The organism is Mesorhizobium koreense, from assembly GCF_031656215.1.
GTDB lineage: Bacteria > Pseudomonadota > Alphaproteobacteria > Rhizobiales > Rhizobiaceae > Mesorhizobium_L > Mesorhizobium_L koreense.
This window is the reverse complement of record NZ_CP134228.1, coordinates 3,218,459-3,239,526: the sequence shown is the minus strand read 5'-3', so window position 1 is coordinate 3,239,526 and position 21,068 is coordinate 3,218,459. Positions and strand designations below refer to the sequence as shown.

Here is a 21,068-nt window from a genome sequence, read left to right as displayed (position 1 = left end):
GTCGGATCGGGAGCGAATGAACGATGACGCATGAACTGCTGATGCCGGATGAGATGGCCGAAGTCGACCGGCTTGCCATTGGGGCGGGGCCGCTCGCCGGCATCGAACTGATGCGCCGGGCCGGCGCGGCGGTGGCAGCGGCTATTCTGGAACGCTTTCCCGACGCCGCTGCCGCTCACGTCCTTTGCGGGCCGGGCAATAATGGCGGCGACGGCTATGTCGTGGCGCGCCTGCTGGCGGAAGCCGGCATGGAGGTCCGCGTCTGGAGCATGGCGGCGCCGAAGCCCGGCACGGATGCGGCCGGCGCCGCCGGCGAATGCCCGGTAGTGCCACAGCCGCTCGGTGAATTCCGCGCTGGTGCCGGTGAGGTGGTGATCGACGCGCTTTTTGGCGCGGGACTTTCCAAGCCAATTGCCGGAGTGGCAGCGGATGCAATCGCCGAAATCGAGCGTTCCGGTGCGGCTGTGGTCGCCGTCGATCTTCCCTCCGGCATTTCCGGAGCGAGCGGCAAGATGCTCGGCATCGCGCCGCGCGCGGATTTGACCGTCACGTTCTTCCGGCTGAAGCCGGGGCATTTGCTTTATCCCGGCCGCGACTATTGCGGGGAGACGGTGGTAGCCGACATCGGCATTCGGGACGAGATTCTGGAAAAGGTCCTGCCAAGCACCTTCGAAAACCTCCCGGCGCTCTGGATGCACGCGCTGCCGTTTCCGGACGTCGATACGCACAAGTACAAACGTGGCCATGCCTGCGTCTTTTCAGGCGGGCCGTCGGCGACCGGCGCGGCGCGGTTGGCTGCGATGGCCGCGGCGAGGGTCGGGGCAGGGGCGGTCACGGTGCTGTCGCCTGCTGCAGCGATGCTGGTCAATGCATCGCACCTGACCGCGATCATGCTGGCGAAGGTGAGGGATCGAGACGATCTCAATGCTTTCATCGAACGGCGCAAGCCGAACGCTTTCGTGCTGGGGCCGGGCTTCGGCGTCGGCGAAAGGACACGCGAACTGGCGCTCGCGATACTGGAAAACGGGGACTGCGGCGGGCTGGTGCTCGACGCCGACGGCATTACCTCGTTCAAGGATGCGCCCGCCTCTCTCTTCATCACAGCCGGCTCGGGACATGCGCCTCCGCTCGTGCTGACGCCGCATGAGGGCGAGTTCGCCAGGCTTTTCCCCGGGCTTGCCAAGGACGGGGCCCTCTCCAAGCTCGACAGGGCGCGCCGGGCGGCGGAGCGCTCCCACGCAGTCGTCGTCTACAAGGGGCCGGACACGGTGATCGCCGCACCTGACGGACGCGCGGCCATCAACGCCAACGGCACGCCCTTCCTCGCGACGGCGGGATCAGGCGATGCGCTCGCCGGCATAACCGCCGGACTACTCGCGCAGGGCATGCCGGCCTTCGAAGCAGCCTGCGCCGCGGTGTGGATGCACGCCGAGGCCGGCAGCCGTTTCGGGGCCGGGCTGATCGCGGAGGATTTGCCGGGTCTGCTGCCGAGGGTGCTGGCGGAGGTTTACGGGGCTGCTTCGTAGCCCTGTCGCGCGTCGTCCCCGATGGCAGGCTTTGTGCGTCCTTCGAGGCTCGCTTCGCTCGCACCTCAGGATGAGGGAGGTGAGTATTCGTCATCCCAGGTCCTGAGGCATTGGATATGGCGTTGTTGAGGTCCGGCAGCTTGCCAGAAAGCGGCACGGAATGTTGAAGCCACATCCCTCATCCCGGCGCTGGAGTGCTCGCTCCGTCTCTCTCGTCTGGCGCCATGGCTCCGTCTCCCTCATCCTGAGGTGCGAGCGAAGCGAGCCTCGAAGGACGCACCGCAACAACGGCCGGCGCTCGACTGACTACGCCCTGACCCGCTCCGCTTTCGGATCGTACATCGGTTTCAGCGATGCTTCCGCCGGGAAGCGTTCGCCGGCGATCTCGATCTCGTAACGCGAGCCGAGCACATCAGCCGCGCTCTCGCCCTCCGAGGGCACATAGCCAAGACCGACCGCGCCGCCGAGATGATGGCCGTAATTGCCGGACGTGATCGTGCCGACGATTTTTCCGTCGCGCAGGATCGCCTCATTGTGGAAGAGAAGCGGTTCCGGATCGGTCAGCCGGAACTGAACCAACCGGCGCGACAGGCCGGCATCCTTCTTGCGCAGCACGGCGTCGCGGCCGGTGAAATCGCCCTTGTTCAGCTTTACCGCGAAGCCGAGCCCGGCTTCCAGCACATGGTCCTCGTCGGTGATGTCGTGACCGAAATGGCGGAACGCCTTCTCGATGCGGCAGGAATCGAGCGCGTGCAGCCCGCAGAGTTTCAGGCCGGTCTCCGCGCCAGCTTCCGTGATCGTCTCGAAGACATGCACCGCCTGCTCGGACGGGACGTAGAGCTCCCAGCCGAGCTCACCGACATAGGTGACGCGGTGGGCGCGGGCGAGGCCCATGCCGATCTCGATCTCCTTCGCCGTGCCGAACGGGTGCGCCTCGTTGGAGAAATCGTCGGGGCTGATTTTCTGTATCAGTTTCCGCGCGTTCGGCCCCATCAGGCAGAGCACTGCTTCGGCCGCGCTGACATTGGTGACGACGGCGAACTCGTCGCGGAGGTGTTTTCTCAGCCAAGCGAGGTCGCGCTGGAGCGTCGCGCCCGGTACGATGAGCAGGAAGGCGGTCTCCGATAGCCGCGTGACGGTCAGGTCGCTTTCGATGCCGCCGCGCTCGTTCAGCATCTGGGTATAGACGATGCGGCCGGCGGGCACGTCGAGGTCGTTGCCGCAAAGGCGCTGCAGGAAGGAAAGTGCGTCGCGGCCTTCCACTCGGATCTTGCCGAATGAGGTCATGTCGAAGAGGCCCACGCCGTTGCGAACGGCCAAATGCTCCTCGCGGTTGTTCTCGAACCAGTTCTGCCTGTTCCACGAATATCGGTATTCGCGCTCCTGCCCTTCGTGTGCGAACCAGTTGGCCCGCTCCCAGCCGGCGACTTCACCGAAGACCGCGCCCAGTGCCTTCAAGTGCTCGTGGAGCGGCGAGCGCCGCACGCCGCGCGCGGACGCCATCTGCCGGTATGGGAAATGATCGGCATAGAGCAGACCGAGCGTCTCGGAAACGCGCTCGCGTAGATAGCGGCGGTTCCTCTGGAACGGCTCGACGCGGCGGATATCGACTTCCCAGAGATCGAAGGGCGGCTCGCCATCGTTGATCCATTGCGCCAGCGCCATGCCGGCGCCGCCGGACGAGACGATGCCGATGGAATTGTAGCCGGCGGCGACCCAGTAGCCGGAAAGTTCGGGCGCCTCGCCAAGATAGTAGCGGTCGTCCGGCGTAAAGCTCTCCGGCCCGCAGAAGAAGGTGTGGATGCCGGCCGTGCCGAGCATCGGCAGTCGGTTGACGCCCATTTCCAGGATAGGCTCGAAATGAGCGAAATCTTCCGGCAACTGGTCGAAGCAGAAATCTTCCGGGATGCCGTCCATCCCCCACGGCTTGGCTTTCGGCTCGAAGGCTCCGAGCATCATCTTGCCGGCGTCTTCCTTATAGTAGGCGCATTCGTCGGGCACGCGCAGCACCGGCAGGCGGCCGAGGCCTTCGATCGGCTCGGTGATGAGATAAAAATGCTCGCAGGCGTGGAGCGGGATCGTGACGCCCGACTTCGCGCCGAACTCGCGCGCCCACATGCCGGCGCAGTTGACGACGATGTCGGTCGCGATCTCACCGCGCTCGCCGTCTTTTTTCCATGAAACACCGGCGACGCGGCCGTTCTTCACCAATACGTCCGAGACCTTGACGCCCTCGACGATCTTCGCGCCGCGCTGCCTTGCGCCCTTGGCGAGAGCCATGGCGATGTTGGCCGGGTCGCATTGCCCGTCGAGCGGCAGATGGACGGCGCCGACGACGCCGTCGATGTTGAGATGCGGGTACATCTCCTTGACTTCTGCCGGCGAGATTTCACGCACGTCGATATCGAAGGCGCGGGCGACCGTTGCCTGCCGATAAAGCTCATGCTTGCGCTCCTCGGTGAGCGCGACGCTGATCGAGCCGACCTGGCGCATGCCGGTGGCGATGCCGGTCTCGGCTTCGAGCTTGACGTAGAGATCGGCCGAGTATTTAGCGAGCCGCGTCATGTTCTTCGAGCCGCGCAACTGGCCGACAAGCCCCGCCGCGTGCCATGTGGTGCCGCAGGTAAGCTGCTTGCGTTCGAGAAGAACGACGTCCTTCCAGCCGAGCTTGGTCAGGTGATAAGCGACGGAGCAGCCGGAAACGCCGCCGCCGATGATGACGACGCGGGCACGGGTGGGGAGGTCGCTCATGAAGCGGCCCTTGATTTGTTCTCACCGGGATAGGCGGAAATGAAGCGCCGCAGCCGTTTTGCTGCCTCCTTGAGCAATTCGTCCGGCTGGCAGAGGCTGATGCGGATATGGCCTGCCGCCGCCTCGCCGAAACTGGAGCCGGGCATGACCCCGACCTTCTCGGCTTCGAGCAGCGCCCAGGCGAAACGCTCGCAATCAGGCTCGACGGCGCGGATGTCGAGCATGACATACATGCCGCCTTCCGAGCCGCGCACCGTGACTGCGTTGAAGCCGCGCATCTCCCCAAGGAAGATATCGCGGCGCGCGGCGTAGCGCGCGGCGATCTCGTCCACGCCGTAGCGGTTCTCCAGCGCCTCGATCGCGGCGCGGCTGACGAAGTCGTTCAGCCCATAGGTGGAGACAAGGTTGAGGCCGATGGCGAGACGGATCAGGTCGGCCGGGCCGGTCAGCCAGCCGATGCGCCAGCCGGTCATGCCGTGGCTCTTCGACAGGGAATTGATGACCAGCGTCCGTTCCTTCATGCCGGGCAGCGCGCGCGGCGACAGATGCGGCTCCGCCCCGGCAAGTGTCCAGTAGACCTCGTCGGAGAAGAGCCAGAGATCGTGCTTGCGGCAGATCTCCGCGATCCCCTCCAGCGTCCCGCGCGTATAGACGGCGCCGGTCGGGTTGTTCGGGGTATTGATGAGGATGGCGCGGGTGTTCGGCCGGACGGCCTCCTCGACGGCCTTCGCGTCAGGCTGGAAACCGTCCTCAGCGCGTGCCTCGACCACGGTGAAGCTCGCGCCGGCGGCGCGGAACGTGCCGGGATAAGTCGCGTAATAGGGCGCCACGACGACCGCATGGTCGCCCGGATCGAGCGTCGCCTGAACGGCGGCGTAGAGCGCGGACTGGCCGCCGGGGGTGGCGAGCACCTCGCCAGCTGTCGTCGGTACGCCGGTCGCCTCGCTGGCGATCTTCGCCATGGCTTCGCGCAGGGGCGGCAGGCCGGGCAGTTGGGTGTAATGATGATGGCCCGAGCGGACGGCCGTTACGCAGGCCTCGACCGTTTCCGACGGCGTGTCGAAATCATGGTCTCCGACCGACAGCATCAATATGTCCTCGCCGGCCTGATAGCGGGCAAGGGCTGCGAAATGCACCTCCCAGCCGTCCTTGCCGGAAGGGCTTATGCCGGAAATGCGAGAAGAGGGTTTTGGCATGTTGTCAGGCTCTTATTCTTTCGTTTGTCGGGTCCCAGACCGCCTGGCCGGGCTGTACAGTGGCGGCGAAGCGCTCGCCGAAAATCTCGACCTCCACCCGCGTTCCCGGCTCTGTCAGGTCGGAGCGCAGCATGCCGAGCGCCAGCGACTTGTCCACTCTGTGGCCCCAGCCTCCTGACAACGTCTCGCCAACGATCTTTTCACCATGCCAGAGCGTCGACATGTAGGGCGCGTCGCATTCGCCGGGATTGTCGAGAACCAGTGTCGCGAAACGCTTGGTTACGCCCTTCTGTTTTTCCTTCAGGAGCGCGGCCTTGCCCTTGAAATCGGGCTTATCCCATTTGACGAAGCGGTCGAGCCCACCCTGAAGGATGGTGTAGTCGGTGGAAAGGTCCTGCTTCCAGGCGCGGTAGCCTTTCTCCAGCCTGAGCGAGTCGAGCGCGAACATGCCGAAGGGTTTCAGGCCGTGACCTTGGCCGGCTTCCCATATTGCGTCGAAGATGGAGGGCGTATCGGCCATATGCGTATGGATTTCCCAGCCGAGTTCGCCGGCGAAGGAAACGCGCACGAGCTGAAGCCAGCGATCCGCGATCCTGCAGGATTGATGCGAGAGCCATGGAAGCGACAGATCGCCGTCGCAGATTTCAGCGAGGATTTTCCGTGAATTGGGACCGCTCAGGATCTGGCAGGAAAAGGCTTCCGTCATGTTCTTGAGCGATAGTTCCGTTTTCTCCGGCAAGTGTTTCTGGAGCCATTCGAAATCGTGAAGTTCTGCGGCTGCCGCCGTGATGAGGAAGAAGAAATCTTCCTCCAGCGCCATGATCGACATTTCGGTGACGATGCGGCCGTCATCGTCGGCGAAATAGCCGAGGCCTATGCGACCGGGCTTCGGGACCACGCCGGTGATGAGCGAGGACAGCCACACGCGCGCGCCGTCTCCCTGCAGACGGAACCGCGAGAAGCCGGGAAGATCGAGGATGCCGGCGGCATCGCGCACGGCAAGGCACTCTTCGCGGATACGCTCCTGCCAGGGGCCGTCGCGGCGGAAGGTCTGGGTCGAGGCTTCGGAGATGTCGTCGCCCGGTGCCGCGTACCAGTTGGCGCGTTCCCAGCCATTATAGGCGCCGAATTGAGCGCCGAGATCTGCGATCCGGTCGTGGATAGGGGAGAGTTTCCTGTTCCGCGCGGCCGGCCATGTGTGACGCGGGAAGTGGATGGCATATTCGTGGCCGTAGACTTCCATGCCCTTGGCAACGGCGTAGTCGGGAGCCGACGCGAAGGCGGTGAAGCGGCGCGGATCGCACGACCACATGTCCCATTCCGTACGGCCCTCCGTGACCCATTCGGCCAGTACCTTGCCGGCACCGCCGGCTTGCGCGATGCCGAAAGTGAAGACGCAGGCCTCGAAGGCATTGGGCACGCCGGGCATCGGCCCGATCAGCGGATTGCCGTCCGGCGCGTAGGGGATCGGGCCATTGATGACCTTGGAGACGCCTGCCGTGCCGAGGATAGGGATGCGCTCGGCGGCGTCGTTCAAATACCATTCCAGTCGGTCGAGATCGTCGGGGAAGAGCTGGAAGGAGAAATCCTCCGGCATCGGGTCGTCGGGCGAAGCCCAATGCGCGCGGCAACCTTTCTCGTAGGGGCCGAGATTCATGCCGTATTTCTCCTGCCGCAGGTACCATGACGTGTCGACGTCGCGGAGCAGCGGCAGCTTGTGGCCGGCTTGCTGGGACCACGCCTTCAGTTCCGGTATTTCCTCGAACAGGATGTACTGGTGGCTCATCACCATGATCGGCACGTCGCGCCCGAACATCCGCCCGACTTCGCCGGCGCGATAACCTGCGGCATTGACCACATATTCGCAGCGGATTTCGCCGTCCGGCGTCGTAATGACCCATTCGCCCATGTCGCGCCGCACCCCCGTGACGGGGCAGAAGCGGACGATCGTCGCGCCCATATCGCGCGCGCCCTTGGCCAGCGCCTGCGTCAGCTGCGCCGGGTCTATATCGCCGTCGCTCGGGTCGTAGAGCGCGCCGGCGAGCCCGTCCGTCTCGATGAACGGGTAGCGGCTCCTGATGTCGTTTTCGCCGACGATCTCGATCTCCATGCCCTGGTAACGGCCCATGCCCCGCACGCGCCGGAACTCGCGCATGCGTTCCTCGGTGTGGGCGAGCCGCAGCGAGCCGGTGACGTGGTAGTTCATCGGATAGCCGGTCTCGGCCGCGAGCCCGCGATAAAGCTCGGTCGAATAGCGCTGCATGTTCATGACCGACCATGAGGCGGAAAAGGTCGGCACATTGCCGGCGGCATGCCAGGTCGAACCGGAGGTCAGTTCGTTCTTCTCGAGAAGCACGCAGTCGGTCCAGCCGGCTTTTGCCAGATGATAGAGCGAGGAGACGCCGATCGCGCCGCCGCCGATGATCACCACGCGCGCGGTGGGCGGGACTTTCGCCATTTTTTCTCCTCCTTTGGTCATGATATCCGCGCGGCTCGAAATTTCGAATACGCCTTCCCACGCCCGGCTTTTCAAGCGATCTTTGGCCTTGGCAGAGGCGAATCGCTGGCTCTGGCATTGCTTCGCAGGCGCGAAGGCGGCAAAAGTCGGCCAGATTCGGACCTCGGACCGGATCGCGGACGGCTCGAAGGGACATGAAATGCTGGCGCCGGACAACAGGAACCTGACGCAGGACGAGGAAGCGGCGATCGTCGACGAGGCCATCACCTCGCGACGGTCCGTGCGCGCATTCCTGCCGGACCCGGTGGACGAGAAAATCATCCGCGAAATCCTGGAAGTCGCCTCGCGGGCGCCCTCCGGCACCAACATGCAACCCTGGAAAGGCTATGTCGCGACCGGCGAGACCAAGCAGAAGATCACCGACGCCGTCATGAATTCCGGCATCCGCGCGGAAAAGGCGAAGTGGGACGAATACAAATATTATCCCGACAAGTTCTTCGAGCCTTACTATGCGAGGCGCCGCGCGGTGGGATATTCGCTTTACGGCGCGCTTGGCATCGGCAAGCGCGACGTCGACCAGATGCGCGCCCAGCATGATCGCAATTTCGTCTTCTTCGACGCGCCGGTCGGCATGATCTTCACCATCGACCGGCGGCTGAACCAAGGCTCTTGGGTCGATCACGGCATGCTGTTGCAGTCGATCATGATCGCCGCCCGGGGCAGGGGGTTGCATACGTGCCCGCAGGCGGCGTTCGCGCCCTATCACAACCAGATACGGCCGGTTCTTGGCATACCGGATGAAGAGATTGTCGTGTGCGGCATGGCGCTCGGCTACGAGGACACGTCCAAGCCGGAGAATACTCTGCGCACCGAGCGCGAGCCGGTCGACGAATGGGTCAAATTCTTCAAATAGCAGGCTTTCGCGCTTCCTGGCAGTCGATACGCATCGAGAAGCGGCTTTCTTCGACGGGCCGTTACAGAGCTTGCAGGGGCGGTCCGCTTTCGCCATTGCCCCCCATCCCCGCATCGCCTAAATAGCGCGCAACTCTCCTTTCAGTCCCAACCACAGGAAAAGCGCGCGTGGCACGCCAGTTCATCTATCACATGTCGGGCCTCTCCAAGGCTTACGGCACCAAGAAGGTGCTCGAGAACATCCATCTGTCCTTCTACCCGGACGCCAAGATAGGCATCCTCGGGCCAAACGGCGCCGGCAAGTCGACCGTGCTCAGGATCATGGCCGGGCTCGACAAGGAGTGGAGCGGCGAGGCCTGGCTCGCCGAAGGCGCGACCGTCGGCTACCTGCCGCAGGAGCCGCAGCTCGACCCGGCGCTCGACGTGTTCGGCAACGTCATGGAAGGTGTCGCCGCCAAGACCGCCATCGTCGAACGCTATAACGAACTCATGATGAACTATTCCGACGAAACGGCCGACGAATCGGCGCATCTCCAGGACGAGATGGACCGGCTGAATTTGTGGGACCTCGAGCAGCAGGTGGAGATGGCGATGGAGGCGCTCGGCTGCCCGCCGAAGGACGCCGACGTCACCAATCTCTCGGGCGGCGAGCGCCGCCGCGTAGCGCTCTGCCAGCTTCTGCTGCGACAGCCAGATCTCCTGCTGCTCGATGAGCCTACCAACCACCTCGACGCCGAGACGACGGCGTGGCTCGAAAAGCATCTGCGCGCCTATCCGGGCGCCGTGATGATCATCACCCACGACCGCTACTTCCTAGACAACGTCACCGGCTGGATCCTCGAGCTCGACCGCGGCCGGGGCATCCCCTACGAAGGCAACTACACCGCCTATCTGGACGCCAAGGCCAAGCGCCTGAAGCAGGAGGGCCGCGAGGACGACGCGCGCCAGCGGGCTATCGGCCGTGAGCGCGAGTGGATCGCCTCCTCGCCCAAGGCCCGGCAGTCCAAGTCGAAGGCCCGCATCAAGGCCTTCGAGGAGCTTCTGGACGCAGCCGACAAGCGCCGCCCCTCCGATACTCAGATCGTCATCCCGCATGGCGAGCGGCTCGGAAACGTGGTGATCGAGGTGGACGGCCTGTCGAAGGGTTTTGACGATACGCTCCTGATCGACGATCTCGAATTCAAGCTGCCGCCCGGCGGCATTGTCGGCGTCATCGGCCCGAACGGCGCCGGCAAGACGACGCTCTTCAAGATGATCACCGGGCAGGAAAAGCCCGACGCCGGCTCGGTTCGCATCGGCGAGACCGTCAAGCTCGGCTATGTCGACCAGAGCCGCGATACGCTCGATCCGGCCAAGACCGTATGGGAGGAAATCTCCGGCGGTGCCGAGGTGATCAAGCTTGGCAAGCACGAGGTGAATTCAAGGGCTTATTGCTCCTCCTTCAACTTCCGCGGCGGCGACCAGCAGCAGAAGGTCGGCAATCTCTCCGGCGGTCAGCGTAACCGGGTGCATCTGGCAAAGATGCTGAAGAACGGCGGCAACGTGCTCCTCCTCGACGAACCGACCAACGACCTCGATACGGAAACGCTGGCAGCACTCGAAGACGCGCTCGAAAGCTTCGCCGGTTGCGCCGTCATCATCAGCCACGACCGTATGTTCCTCGACCGCATGGCCACCCACATGCTGGCCTTCGAAGGCGACAGCCATGTCGAATGGTTCGAGGGCAATTTCGAGGACTATGAGGCCGACAAGGCGCGGAGGTTGGGCCCAGAGGCGCTCAACCCGCACAAGATGACGTATAAGCGGCTGACGCGGTAGGAGGCTTCTTCTCGGGCGCGTTCCTAGCCGAGATACGCGCGCGAGAAAAAGACCAGGGTCACGCCTGCCGTCCAGAACAGTGTCGCCACGCAGGCCACATGGGCGGGGACTGCGCGGCCGATCTTGGCGCCCGCGAAGCCGCCGGCCAATCCGCCGACCAGAATCGCCAGCGTCTCCGGCCAACGAACCGCGCCGGCGAACGCGAAGGTCACGACCGCGATCGTGTTGGCGGCGCTGACGAGCAATGTTCGCGGGCCGTTCAGCATCTTTATTTCGTGTTCGCCGAGAGCGGACCACGCCGCTACCATCATCAAGCCTACGGCGCCGCCGAAATATCCGCCATAGGCGCCGAGCGCGAACTGGATCAGCACCACCGGGCCGCGCCGCCCGTTCAGGCGGCCTTGCAGCGCCGGCCCGATCCGGCGCCCGAAGGCAAGCGCGAGTGTCGCCAGCAGAAGCATCCAAGGCAGGATCACGTTGAAGGACGAGGAGGGCGTCCACAGCAGAAGCAGGCTGCCGGCGAAGCCGCCCGCGAGCGTTACGGCCAGCATCAGGCCCGTTCCGATTCCGCATATGCGCTGCCTGCCTTCGTGATAGGTCCAGGCGCTTGCGGCGCCACCGGGCCATAGCGCCACCGTGCTCGACGCATTCGCCTCGACCGAAGGTACGCCGACGGCGATCAGTGCGGGCAAGGTGACGAACGAGCCGCCGCCGGCAAGGGCGTTCATCAACGCGCCGACAAACCCGGCACCAAGGAGGAAAAGATCATGCTCCATCTCACGAAAATGCTCCCGACGGGCTTTTCGTGCCAGCGGGCTTTCACGATGGTATCCTTCGGATATAACGAAGCCTATGGTGCGTTTCGATCTGACCGATCTTCGCCTATTTGTCGCCGCCGTCCGCGGCGGCTCGATCACGCGTGGAGCGGAAACCGTGCATCTGGCTCTCGCTTCGGCCAGCGAACGCATCAGCGGGCTTGAAGCGGCCTTTGGCGCTTCCCTCCTGGAGCGTGTTCCGCGCGGCGTGCGGCCGACGCAAGCCGGACTGGCTCTGCTCGCCCATGCGGAGGATATCCTGGCTAGCACGGAGCGGATGCGGGACGAACTCAGCGGCTTCGCAAAAGGAGCGCGCGGCCGCATCCGCCTTCTTTCCAACACCGGCGCGCTACTCGGCTTCCTGCCGCGCGCAATGGGGCGGTTCCTGTTGGAGCACCCAGGCCTCGATATCGATATCGAGGAGCAACCGAGCACCGAGATCGTCAGGCTGGTGACCGAACGCGCGGCCGAATTGGGTGTCATCGCCGATGTCGTGGATGCCGGCGGGTTGAGCCTGCATCCGCTCGTCGAGGACAGGCTTTTTCTCGTGGCGGCGTCGTCCCATCCGCTGGCGAGCGGAAAGGACGTCACATTTACCGATCTGCTGCGCGAGCCCCTCGTCGGTATCATGGAAACCGCGCTCGATCGTCACCTGGCGGAGCACGCCGTGCGACGTGGCGCGCGCCTTTCCTACCGCGTTCGGCTTCGCGGCATAGGTGACGTCTGCCGCATGGTCGAGGCCGGGGTAGGTGTTGCCGTTCTGCCGGAAAGCACTCTGCCGGAACTGGAGGGAATGGCGGTGCGTGCCGTACCGCTGGCCGAGCTATGGGGGCACCGCCGGCTGGCCTTGTGCTGCCGCCGCCAGGACGAACTGTCGCCCCATGCCCGGCTTCTGTTCGAACATCTCCGTGCGGTTGCCACGAATTCGAGCCAGGGATGAACGAAAGTGAGAGTTATCGCCGGCATCCGACGATTGGTGGATGTGTTTTCTTTGTACCGTCATTTGGATTTCCGGGCAGCGCGAAGCTCGGAAGACCTGGGGCGGCAAACCACACCCTGCGCGTCGTCCCGGAAGGCAGCCCGAACGCTGTGAGGGCGGCCTGTCCGAGGCCTATTCTGGAAGGGCGCGGAAGCGTGGCGGCTCCCCATTCTCGGCGATTGTCGGAAGGGTCGATGAAAACGCCGTCATTCCCGACCTCGTGAGCGACTGGAAGGAGCGGGGAGTGTCGGGAATCTAGGCCTGAGCGATGGTGTGGCGAGCCGGAGGTTCAGAACGGGTTCGCCTCAGGCATGGGGGTGTTCGTCCGCAAGGCCACGGCATGGATTCCCGACACTCTCCGCTCCTTTCAGTCGCTCACGAGGTCAGGAATGACGAAGTGGTTGGTCTCCCGCCAAACGTGGACAGGATCGCGCCTGCCTGCCTCCGGAAGCTGCTGATCTCCGCGCTTTCCATATTTTCTTCGTCTTTCTTTCTCCACGCCCTCTGCCCTTCATCCATACTCCCTGTCAGTTCCTCCCATCGGGAACACCGATCATGACGGTGATTGCGTGGAGAGGAGCCGGCGCCTCCGCCGTGATGCTGACGTGGCATCATGGCCGGGGAGGTTCCGCCTGGAGGTTCCCCTGGGGGCACTATGACCCCTGCGTGCCGGTAGAAGGTACACAGACCCCGGGACGAGCGCTGAACCTGTTCGGAGTGACTACCCTTCGGCAGGTTCAGGGTGAGGCTCGGGGAGCAGCGGAACAGGCGGGAACAGAAATCGCCGGCGGGGCGCGATTGTCGCGCCACCTATTTCAATTCGGAAGGCACGGCATCGCGCCCCGCTTCCCGGTTTCTTGACAATGGCCAGGGCCGACAGGCAGCGTGGTGAGCACCAAGCATGGGCGATTACGAACACGGAAGTGCTCCAACGCCCGTGCCGGCCATCGCATCCTCGCCTTGCGGCCCGGTGCATTCCGCCCCACAAGAAACAGGACCACGAAAGGAGGATCCGAATGCTCTATGCCGGCGGGTGTTTGTGCGGGAAGGTGCGTTACCGGGCGAAGGCAGCTCCGGTCAACGAGCGCGTCTGCCATTGCCGGCTCTGCCAGAAGGCGGTCGGCGCGGCCTTCAACGCACGTCTGCTCTTTGCTGGCGCCGATGTGGCGATCGAGGGGCCGGCGCGCTGGTCGCACTCCTCGCCCGATCTGCAGCGCGGTTTCTGCCCGGAATGCGGCACCACCCTCTTCACCCGGCGCCTGTCGAGCGGGACCGTCGGTGTCGGCTCCGGTACGCTTGACGACCCGTCGCTGTTTCGGCCCCGGATGCACATTTTCATCTCGGCGAAACAGCCCTGGCTCATCCTCGAAGACGGGTTGCCGCAATATGAGGAATGGCCACCCGCATGAGGCAGGCGACCGTGCGCCGTGGATGGAAGCGGAAGCCGGCTTGCCGTAACGCGTCGGCCCGGTATGCTCGGCGCCGAATAAGGGGAGAGCAGGGCGCATGTTCGAAATCCTGACGGTCGTCATCGGCATCCTGCTGGCGCTCGCCGTGGCGGCGATCATCGTCGTGCTCTATCTCTATTTCGTCACGCGCCGCATCGCCCGCCGTGCCGAGAAGGCAGTGCCGCCTGCCGGCAAGTTCATCACCGTTGACGGCAACCGTATCCACTATGTCGAGCAGGGCGAGGGGCGGCCGATCCTCTTCATCCACGGGCTCGGCGGTACGCTCCATCATTTCCTCTATCCGGTGATCCGCAATTTCGGTCCCGGCTATCGGCTGATCGCGCTCGACCGGGCCGGCTCCGGCTGGTCGACCCGCACCGACGGCAGCGACGGGCGGCTGATAGATCAAGCCAAGGCCGTTCACCGTTTCATCGAGACGCTCGGGCTGGAGAAGCCCTTGCTCGTCGGCCACTCGCTCGGCGGAGCGATCGCCTTGCAGACGGCGCTCGACTATCCGGACGACGTGTCCGGTCTGGCGCTGATCTCGCCACTCACCCATTTCGGCGGCGGTATCCCGGAAGGGTTCCGGCCGCTTTTCATCACCTCGCCCCGGAAGCGGCGACTGATCGCCTGGACGGTGTCGGCGCCGCGCTCCATCAAGAACGCGCCGGCCGTGCTCGACTTCGTCTTCGGGCCGCAGCAGCCGCCGGAAGACTACGCGGTGGCGGGTGGCGCCATGCTCGGCCTGCGGCCCAGCCATTTCTACGCGACCTCGACCGATTTCTGCAGTTCGGGGCGCGATCTGCGGCGATTGCAGGCACGCTACGGCGAATTGCGGATGCCGGTCGGCATCCTCTTCGGCGACGCCGACCGCGTGCTGAACTACGAACAGCACGGCCTTGCCATGGAAGGCAAGGTGAAGGGGCTCGACCTCGAAATCGTCTCCGGCATCGGTCATATGCTGCAGCATGCGCTACCGGAACAGACGGTGGCCTTCATCCGTCGCATCGCGGCGCGTGCGTTTGCGGCTTGATCGGGACGCCCGCCTCGTCTACCCGTTTCCCGGCGCTGGCGTGGCGGAATTGGTAGACGCAAGGGACTTAAAATCCCTCGGGCCTTGCCCGTGCGGGTTCGATCCCCGCCGCCAGCACCAGCTTCAACTCTTTCCGTAACAATTCGGCGCGTCGGAACCCCTTCGTCGAACCGTCGTTATGCGGCCAAAGGAGTTGGCCATGCCCGATCCGCGCCCACCCGATCCGCCTGCGACACCGCCTCCGCCGCCCAGCTGGAAGCCGGACGTCAAGGAGCCCGACCCGGATTTACTGCCCGACGAGGAGCCGAACCCCAATCCGGACGAAAACCGCGAGCCGCCGAAACGGGCCGGCACGCAGCCGCGCCCGATACCGAATCCGATCCCGCCGCGCCCGGAGCCGTTTCCAGGTCCCGACCCGGAGCCGCAACCGCCGGTCCGCGACATGTTTAGGCGACCCGCTTCATGAAGGCCATCGCTCCGTGCGGCGCGCGCACCTTGCCCGAGGTGATGAAATAGATGAACACGTCGCGCGGCTTGACTGGCGCATGCGTCGAGGGATCGGCAAGCGGCAAATCGTCGGGCGCCTTGCCCTCGGCCCACAGCTTCGCCCGTGCGGCCCATTCGTCCAACGCCTTTTCGGAATAGCAGGTCGGGATGTCGTCGGAGCCGGTCTGCAGGCGGGCATAGACGAAATCGCCGGTCACGTCGGCGATGGCCGGATATTTCTCATGGTCGGCATAGACCACCGCGACGTCGTGCTTGCGCAGGAGGGCGGCGAATTCCGGCACGACGAAGGAGTCGTTGCGCACCTCGACCGCGTGGCGCAGCTTCACGCCGTCCTGTTTCTCGGGCAAGAGCGCCAGGAACGCGCCGAAATCGTCGGGGTCGAATTTCTTGGTCGGTGCGAACTGCCAGAGGATCGGCCCGAGCTTGTCGCCAAGTTCGGAGACGCCTGAGCCGAGGAAGCGCCCGACGGATTCGCCCGCCTCCGCCAGCACCCGGCGATTGGTGGAAAAGCGGATAGCCTTCAGCGAGAAGACAAAACCTTCCGGCGCGTCGCCCGCCCATTTGGCGAAAGTGGCCGGTTTGAAGGTCGAATAATAGGTGCCGTTGACCTCGATGGTCGGCACAGCCCGAGAGGCATGATGCAACTGCTTCGCCTTCGGCAGCTTGTCGGGATAGAAGGACGTATCCCATGGCTCGAAGGTCCAGCCGCCCATGCCTGCGCGGATCGTTCCAGATTTTGCCACGCTGCTACTCCTGAATCGACGGGGCGAATTGATGCGGACGCGAGGGTGCGCGGGCGGACGACGCTTGTCCACCCGGAATGAAACATTGCTGACATATACCCATAGCCGTGGGGCGTTCATGAGGTGTCGGGTTTTTCCAGCGCCCAGAACGCCAGGCCGTGGGTGACGTCAAGGATTTCGTGGACCTCGTGGCGGGGCCCGCTATTGGCCGGGCGATGGCCGGGCGGGCGACCGGGACGCAACGGCCAGACACGGCGATTACCCCTACCCCTAGCCTTGCCGGGGAGAGCCACTTGTCTCGCCCGTCCTTCGGACCCCCACAAGGGGGAGGGGGACTTGGGATCAACGCCAGCCAGCCCCGCCATGGCGATGAGCATGGCCAGCACGCGCTTCAGTGCCTCCCGGTTTTTCTCGATCGCAGCATCCCAGTTCATCGAGCGTCCTCCGGACCCATTCAGGGCGGCGGGATTTTAGCGCTGGGTGGAGGAGGGTGGATAAAAGGGGCGAGGGAAATCACGCGCTTCGTCATCCCGGCCGCTGCCGAGCGGCCGCAGGCCGCGCGGCGAGAGCCGGGATCCATGCCCGAACGAAAGCGGCCGGGCGCGAACGCCAAGGTTCCGGACCGCTGCGTTATTCGGCAAAGGTTCCGGCATGGATCCCTGGGTCGCGTTCCGCGGAGCCTGTCCTCGGGCTTGCCGAAGACAAGACCCGGGGGCTCCACTTGCCCCAGGACGACGACCCTGGCCGTTCCTCCGCTTGCAAAATATAACGCGTTGATGCGCTATCAACCGCCGCAACCACCTAAACGGGAACAGGATCCGGCGGATGATACGAACACGAATTTCGCAGGGCGCCTGACATGGCCACGACTTCTCGCCCCAGAACCACCGGTATCCGGCAATTCCTCGATCCTGAGCAGCAGCGCGCTTGGATAGAGGGCAAGGCCGACTTGCCGGACGCGGGCGAGCGCTCGGAATCCCTGGAGCACCGCTTCAAATATGCCGTCCGGTTCGAGAAACTGCTTCGTCGCCCGCAGGCAAAGGAAGTGCTGGCGATCCTCGGAATATACGGTCCGAACTGCATTCCGATCCCGCGCAGGACAGAGCGCACCTACTGGTCGGTCTCCTGCCTGCCGTCGACCTCGGACAAGCCGCTCATCCGCGTCAATGCGAGCTGGATGGAGCTTTTCACGCTCTATGCCCGGGACGACGACCTCGGCGCCCGGTTCATCCTGCACCTGTCGGATTTCACCACGGATGGTTCGGCCACGCCGGACCGGCTGGACGAGTCCTTTCTCGAGCAGAGCGTCGCGACGCCGGAGAATGTCAGCCATTTCTTCCCGCGCGGCGCCGACATGTTCGTCGTCAAGGTGCGCGGCGCCGCCTCGATCCGCCAATTCATTGCGAACCCCCGCGCCCTGCGCGCCATCCGCACGTTCAACCTCACGCACATGAACCGGGGGCGGAACGCCTACCAGGCGAGCCATTGCTACAGCATTGCGGACACCATGCTGGGGGAGTGAGGGGTTCGGGGGGTCCCTTCTCCCCCTGTGGGACAAGGGAAGGGTACCGAACCTTCGTTGATCTTAGCTAAGTTCCTAGCTATATTGCAGGGATGGCCACGATCAACATGCACGACGCCAAGACGCAGCTTTCCGACCTCGTCGCTCGCGCCGAGGCCGGCGAGGAGATCGTCATCGCGCGCCGCAACAAGCCGGCGGTGCGGCTGGTGCGAATGCGGACGAGCGGCGAAGTGTTGCCGCCGGTCGAGATGGAGCCGTGGGAGCACGCACCGGATGATTATATCCACAAGGATGACATCGCCGCCTATTATCGGCGCTTCCCGCAAGAATGGGACGATATGGTCGGCCGCGTCGGCTTTGGCGAAGAGACGCCGGCCGGTTACGATGCCGGCGGCCTCCGTGAGGCGGTGGAGCAGGGCAGGGAATACACGATCATGAAGAATGGCAAGCCGGTGGCAAAGGTGGTGCCAGTGGAAAAGAAACCGCGCGTGGCCGGCCGCTTCGCGCATCTACGCGGCAGCCTGCCGCCCGACCTGTTTGACCAGCCGCTGACGGATGATGAACTAGACGCCTGGGAAGGCAAATATTCGGACGACGGCGGCCGGTGAGGGCTCTGCTCGATACCCACGCGCTGTTCTGGTGGCTCTATTTTCCCGAACTCCTGCCGGTCACGGTGCGAGAAATCCTTGCCGATCCGGATGCACGGATATTCGCAAGCGCCGTGTCCGCCTACGAAATGTCCTACAAGCATCACCGGGGACGCTGGCCGGAGGTGGAGCCTCTGGTCGGCGCCTTCGAGGAGGTGATCGCGGCTGAGGGGTTCGACCTTCTCCCGCTCTCCGCCAGGCACGCGATACGGGCGGGGGCGTACGGCCGCGAGCACCGCGATCCGTTCGACCGGATGCTGGCCGCTCAGGCGGTGGTAGAGGGGCTGACGCTGGTGTCGAAGGACAGGTGGTTGGGGGAGTTGGGCGTGGAGGTGGTGTGGGTGTAGATCGCCTTGCGAAATTTTGCTTGATTTGCACGTTTCACATTACGGCGAGGGGTAAGACGAACAAATGAAATATGTGTCACCTTCGATACGGGAAACGGCGTTCAACTGTCCTCATTGCGGCGCTCTCGCGAAGCAATTTTGGTATGACGCCTACGTGAAGGGGCGGAAAGACGATTATCCTCTTCCGACATTTATCTCTCGCGACGATGACCGCGACTTTTCCGATATTGAGGACAAGGAATTTCGCGCCATGATGATCAAGTGGCGCGATAAGAGGAAAGCTGGAACACCCTTCTTAGAAGAACTGTCGGACAGCGACTATGTCCGAATTCAATTTGAAAATTTTCAAGTTTCCAAGTGCTTCAATTGCGACGACATTTCCATCTGGATTTACGACAGAATGGTGTATCCCCAACGAGGAGAAGCACCGCCCGCAAACCCCGATCTGCCGGACGAAATTCGGCGCGACTACGATGAAGCCAGCACGATCCTAGACCTTTCGCCCCGTGGTGCAGCGGCCTTGGTGCGCCTCTGCATTCAGAAGCTATGTAGAGAGCTCGGCCAGCCGGGGAAGAACATCAATGACGATATCGCGGCGCTTGTGAAGGCGGGACTAGATAGTCGTATTCAGAAAGCGTTGGACGCCGTCCGTGTAATCGGAAACAACGCCGTTCATCCGGGAAGCATTGATCTCCGTGATGATCAGGCAACGGCCGAGAGCCTGTTCAGTCTGCTAAATTTGATAGCGGAAAAGATGATCTCCGAGCCGAAGCACGTTGATGAGGTTTATGCCACGCTTCCCCCGAACGCACTTGCTGCGATAGAGGCGCGCGACAAGAAGGTCTAAAAAAAATGGCGCGTATTTGGCGGTACATCCTTCGATAAACGCGGGCAGGATAATGGATCAGAATTCAATAATGGAACAACTAACGCAAGTGTATCACGATGCGATGGCGTATTTTGGTCACGCTGGTGACTACCTGAAGCAAAATGGGGAGTGGAAAGAAGACAAGGACGATAGCCCCTTTAGCTATTACTCAGACAGATATGTGGACTACTGGTCCAAGTTGCCTACAGAGGTGCAGGCAGAAGCTCATTCTTTGGCTTCGCGCTTAGCGGGACTGGCCCAGCAGATCGCTCCTGTCATCCGACGTTCGCCGTTGCTGACAGAGGTGGACGAACGCGCAGCTGGTCACGCGCTAAAGGGGATGCGGTCGGCACTGAAGTTTCGTGACTTCGGCTGGCGTGATGTTGAAGTTCTGCACGATGAGGGATCAGTTCTTGGCCTTCAACCGGCCCACGAAACTACTGACATTTCTGACCCTGATAAGGCTAAACAGGATTACACCTCGTGGTTCAACGGGCTCGTCGACCGCTTGGAGCTTGCTGATTTAAAGCCACCGGAGGGGAAGGAACTTCTTGTCGGCGGTACCGGGGCTGTTGCGGCGGGCATTAGGCCAGATACCGCGTTCATACTGATGTGGATTTCGCCGGAGCATCCCGAACTGGAAGATGCGTGCAATAAGATAAAGGAGTGCTTCAAACGCTTCGGCATAAAGGCGCTCCGAGCCGATGACATCGAGCACGAAGACATCATCACCCAACGCATACTTGACGAGATCAAAACAGCGGAGTTCTTGATAGCGGACATCACGGGCGAAAGGCCGAGCGTGTATTACGAAATAGGATACGCTCACGCGCTAAGCAGGCGGGTTACGATGTACAGAAGGGCTGGAACTAAAATCCATTTCGACATCGCCGCCTACAACTGCCCTGAGTACAAGAATCTCACCTCCTTGGAAGACATGCTTATGAAACGGCTTGAGGCGCTTACTGGTGGACCTGCGAAAGGAGTATGACAGCGTGACACAATGGGACGTCGATTGCTCGACGTCCCATAGGTTTGATTTCAGATTAGTCGGCCATATTTTTCTCACAAGCGAAACATGCTTCGCCTCGATGGTTTTCATAGGCTTCCTTGAGGAGGTCAGTGTAATCGCGGGCTTTCATATCGGCAGCCCATGGAACCGGCCCCTTAGCGCCACGGTTCCGGTCGTTCATGACCTGTTTGTAGAAGTCATCTTCGAGGTCCCAAGCAGCTCCGCCGAAAATGGTGCCGTGAGCCTCACAGCTTTCCAACCTTCCGATGGCCACTAGGTAGGAAGCAGCCATCGCTAGATTCTCTTCATGCTCCATCATTGCCGCCTTAGCGCCACCCATGTTTTTCTCCTTCCCTGAAACATAGCGCAAGTATCCGCCCCGCAGAGCAGCCCATCTAGATGGGAACGGGCATATAGCTAAACAAGAGGCGGCCGGGGTGTAGCCGGTCAGGATGGACCCCCCGCGCCCAGCCCGAGGATGAGCCG

General features: G+C 63.2%; 18 protein-coding genes and 1 tRNA gene. 12 read left to right on the top strand and 7 right to left on the bottom strand.

What is annotated here, in order from left to right; genetic code table 11:
* Nucleotides 1-23: 23 nt before the first annotated feature.
* On the top strand, nucleotides 24-1,526 hold the full coding sequence (locus RBH77_RS15415) for an NAD(P)H-hydrate dehydratase (RefSeq protein WP_311028471.1): 1,503 nt from the start codon (nucleotides 24-26) through the stop codon (nucleotides 1,524-1,526).
* 306 nt (nucleotides 1,527-1,832) lie between these two features.
* Here RBH77_RS15415 and RBH77_RS15410 read toward each other — a convergent pair whose 3' ends face one another.
* Genes RBH77_RS15410 through RBH77_RS15400 form a run of 3 tightly spaced genes read right to left on the bottom strand, consistent with a single transcriptional unit; the run spans nucleotide 1,833 to nucleotide 7,931 of the window.
* Nucleotides 1,833-4,277, bottom strand: a complete 2,445-nt coding sequence (locus tag RBH77_RS15410; protein WP_311028470.1) for a GcvT family protein — start codon at nucleotides 4,275-4,277, stop codon at nucleotides 1,833-1,835.
* Nucleotides 4,274-5,473 (bottom strand): pyridoxal phosphate-dependent aminotransferase, encoded by a 1,200-nt coding sequence (locus RBH77_RS15405; protein ID WP_311028469.1) that lies wholly within the window; start codon nucleotides 5,471-5,473, stop codon nucleotides 4,274-4,276. The genes RBH77_RS15410 and RBH77_RS15405 overlap by 4 nt, the downstream gene beginning before the upstream one ends.
* 4 nt (nucleotides 5,474-5,477) lie before the next feature.
* Nucleotides 5,478-7,931, bottom strand: a complete 2,454-nt coding sequence (locus tag RBH77_RS15400; RefSeq protein ID WP_311028468.1) for a GcvT family protein — start codon at nucleotides 7,929-7,931, stop codon at nucleotides 5,478-5,480.
* A gap of 199 nt (nucleotides 7,932-8,130) precedes the next feature.
* On the opposite strand from RBH77_RS15400, the gene RBH77_RS15395 reads away from it, so the two are divergent.
* Nucleotides 8,131-8,844 carry a nitroreductase gene (locus tag RBH77_RS15395; protein ID WP_311032565.1) on the top strand — a complete coding sequence of 238 codons (714 nt, stop codon included), beginning with the start codon at nucleotides 8,131-8,133 and terminating at the stop codon, nucleotides 8,842-8,844.
* 167 nt (nucleotides 8,845-9,011) lie between these two features.
* Nucleotides 9,012-10,661: an energy-dependent translational throttle protein EttA gene (gene ettA, locus RBH77_RS15390; RefSeq protein ID WP_311028467.1), complete on the top strand. Its 1,650-nt coding sequence runs from the start codon at nucleotides 9,012-9,014 to the stop codon at nucleotides 10,659-10,661.
* A 23-nt stretch (nucleotides 10,662-10,684) separates the two neighbouring features.
* Here the strand turns inward: ettA and RBH77_RS15385 are convergent, their stop codons facing one another.
* Entirely contained in the window at nucleotides 10,685-11,437 is a 753-nt protein-coding gene (locus tag RBH77_RS15385; RefSeq protein WP_311028466.1) for a sulfite exporter TauE/SafE family protein, read from the bottom strand.
* 76 nt (nucleotides 11,438-11,513) lie between these two features.
* On the opposite strand from RBH77_RS15385, the gene RBH77_RS15380 reads away from it, so the two are divergent.
* The 4 genes from RBH77_RS15380 to RBH77_RS15365 all read left to right on the top strand — a co-directional run bounded on the left by RBH77_RS15380 (nucleotide 11,514) and on the right by RBH77_RS15365 (nucleotide 15,056).
* Complete coding sequence (locus tag RBH77_RS15380) at nucleotides 11,514-12,416, top strand: LysR family transcriptional regulator (RefSeq protein ID WP_311028465.1); 903 nt, start codon at nucleotides 11,514-11,516, stop codon at nucleotides 12,414-12,416.
* A 1,055-nt stretch (nucleotides 12,417-13,471) separates the two neighbouring features.
* Nucleotides 13,472-13,864 (top strand): GFA family protein, encoded by a 393-nt coding sequence (locus RBH77_RS15375; RefSeq protein WP_311028464.1) that lies wholly within the window; start codon nucleotides 13,472-13,474, stop codon nucleotides 13,862-13,864.
* 97 nt (nucleotides 13,865-13,961) lie between these two features.
* Entirely contained in the window at nucleotides 13,962-14,936 is a 975-nt protein-coding gene (locus RBH77_RS15370; RefSeq protein ID WP_311028463.1) for an alpha/beta fold hydrolase, read from the top strand.
* Between the two features lie 34 nt (nucleotides 14,937-14,970).
* Nucleotides 14,971-15,056: transfer RNA gene (locus tag RBH77_RS15365), tRNA-Leu, on the top strand.
* A 326-nt stretch (nucleotides 15,057-15,382) separates the two neighbouring features.
* Here the strand turns inward: RBH77_RS15365 and RBH77_RS15360 are convergent.
* Both RBH77_RS15360 and RBH77_RS15355 read right to left on the bottom strand, forming a co-directional pair.
* Nucleotides 15,383-16,186 carry a DUF72 domain-containing protein gene (locus RBH77_RS15360; protein WP_311028462.1) on the bottom strand — a complete coding sequence of 268 codons (804 nt, stop codon included), beginning with the start codon at nucleotides 16,184-16,186 and terminating at the stop codon, nucleotides 15,383-15,385.
* Between the two features lie 116 nt (nucleotides 16,187-16,302).
* On the bottom strand, nucleotides 16,303-16,620 hold the full coding sequence (locus RBH77_RS15355) for a hypothetical protein (RefSeq protein WP_311028461.1): 318 nt from the start codon (nucleotides 16,618-16,620) through the stop codon (nucleotides 16,303-16,305).
* 425 nt (nucleotides 16,621-17,045) lie between these two features.
* Between RBH77_RS15355 and RBH77_RS15350 the strand changes: the two genes are divergently transcribed.
* From RBH77_RS15350 to RBH77_RS15330, 5 genes are all read left to right on the top strand, one after another.
* Nucleotides 17,046-17,708 carry a hypothetical protein gene (locus RBH77_RS15350; protein ID WP_311028460.1) on the top strand — a complete coding sequence of 221 codons (663 nt, stop codon included), beginning with the start codon at nucleotides 17,046-17,048 and terminating at the stop codon, nucleotides 17,706-17,708.
* 92 nt (nucleotides 17,709-17,800) lie between these two features.
* Nucleotides 17,801-18,316 carry a type II toxin-antitoxin system Phd/YefM family antitoxin gene (locus RBH77_RS15345; protein ID WP_311028459.1) on the top strand — a complete coding sequence of 172 codons (516 nt, stop codon included), beginning with the start codon at nucleotides 17,801-17,803 and terminating at the stop codon, nucleotides 18,314-18,316.
* Nucleotides 18,313-18,702 carry a type II toxin-antitoxin system VapC family toxin gene (locus RBH77_RS15340; protein ID WP_311028458.1) on the top strand — a complete coding sequence of 130 codons (390 nt, stop codon included), beginning with the start codon at nucleotides 18,313-18,315 and terminating at the stop codon, nucleotides 18,700-18,702. The genes RBH77_RS15345 and RBH77_RS15340 overlap by 4 nt, the downstream gene beginning before the upstream one ends.
* A gap of 64 nt (nucleotides 18,703-18,766) precedes the next feature.
* The gene (locus tag RBH77_RS15335) at nucleotides 18,767-19,549 is read left to right on the top strand and encodes a DUF4145 domain-containing protein (RefSeq protein WP_311028457.1); all 783 of its coding nucleotides are present in this window, start codon (nucleotides 18,767-18,769) and stop codon (nucleotides 19,547-19,549) included.
* Between the two features lie 70 nt (nucleotides 19,550-19,619).
* Complete coding sequence (locus RBH77_RS15330; RefSeq protein ID WP_311028456.1) at nucleotides 19,620-20,561, top strand: hypothetical protein; 942 nt, start codon at nucleotides 19,620-19,622, stop codon at nucleotides 20,559-20,561.
* A 55-nt stretch (nucleotides 20,562-20,616) separates the two neighbouring features.
* On the opposite strand, the gene RBH77_RS15325 is transcribed toward RBH77_RS15330, so the two are convergent.
* The gene (locus RBH77_RS15325; RefSeq protein WP_311028455.1) at nucleotides 20,617-20,922 is read right to left on the bottom strand and encodes a hypothetical protein; all 306 of its coding nucleotides are present in this window, start codon (nucleotides 20,920-20,922) and stop codon (nucleotides 20,617-20,619) included.
* Nucleotides 20,923-21,068 lie beyond the last annotated feature (146 nt).

Excerpts from the sequence above, each read along its gene's own strand:
- RBH77_RS15415 (WP_311028471.1), top strand. The coding sequence starts at position 24 with ATGACGCATGAACTGCTGATGCCGGATGAGATGGCCGAAGTCGACCGG.
- RBH77_RS15410 (WP_311028470.1), bottom strand. The coding sequence starts at position 4,277 with ATGAGCGACCTCCCCACCCGTGCCCGCGTCGTCATCATCGGCGGCGGC.
- RBH77_RS15405 (WP_311028469.1), bottom strand. The coding sequence starts at position 5,473 with ATGCCAAAACCCTCTTCTCGCATTTCCGGCATAAGCCCTTCCGGCAAG.
- RBH77_RS15400 (WP_311028468.1), bottom strand. The coding sequence starts at position 7,931 with ATGGCGAAAGTCCCGCCCACCGCGCGCGTGGTGATCATCGGCGGCGGC.
- RBH77_RS15395 (WP_311032565.1), top strand. The coding sequence starts at position 8,131 with ATGCTGGCGCCGGACAACAGGAACCTGACGCAGGACGAGGAAGCGGCG.
- RBH77_RS15385 (WP_311028466.1), bottom strand. The coding sequence starts at position 11,437 with ATGGAGCATGATCTTTTCCTCCTTGGTGCCGGGTTTGTCGGCGCGTTG.
- RBH77_RS15380 (WP_311028465.1), top strand. The coding sequence starts at position 11,514 with ATGGTGCGTTTCGATCTGACCGATCTTCGCCTATTTGTCGCCGCCGTC.
- RBH77_RS15375 (WP_311028464.1), top strand. The coding sequence starts at position 13,472 with ATGCTCTATGCCGGCGGGTGTTTGTGCGGGAAGGTGCGTTACCGGGCG.
- RBH77_RS15370 (WP_311028463.1), top strand. The coding sequence starts at position 13,962 with ATGTTCGAAATCCTGACGGTCGTCATCGGCATCCTGCTGGCGCTCGCC.
- RBH77_RS15355 (WP_311028461.1), bottom strand. The coding sequence starts at position 16,620 with ATGAACTGGGATGCTGCGATCGAGAAAAACCGGGAGGCACTGAAGCGC.
- RBH77_RS15350 (WP_311028460.1), top strand. The coding sequence starts at position 17,046 with ATGGCCACGACTTCTCGCCCCAGAACCACCGGTATCCGGCAATTCCTC.
- RBH77_RS15345 (WP_311028459.1), top strand. The coding sequence starts at position 17,801 with ATGGCCACGATCAACATGCACGACGCCAAGACGCAGCTTTCCGACCTC.
- RBH77_RS15335 (WP_311028457.1), top strand. The coding sequence starts at position 18,767 with ATGAAATATGTGTCACCTTCGATACGGGAAACGGCGTTCAACTGTCCT.
- RBH77_RS15330 (WP_311028456.1), top strand. The coding sequence starts at position 19,620 with ATGGAACAACTAACGCAAGTGTATCACGATGCGATGGCGTATTTTGGT.
- RBH77_RS15325 (WP_311028455.1), bottom strand. The coding sequence starts at position 20,922 with ATGGGTGGCGCTAAGGCGGCAATGATGGAGCATGAAGAGAATCTAGCG.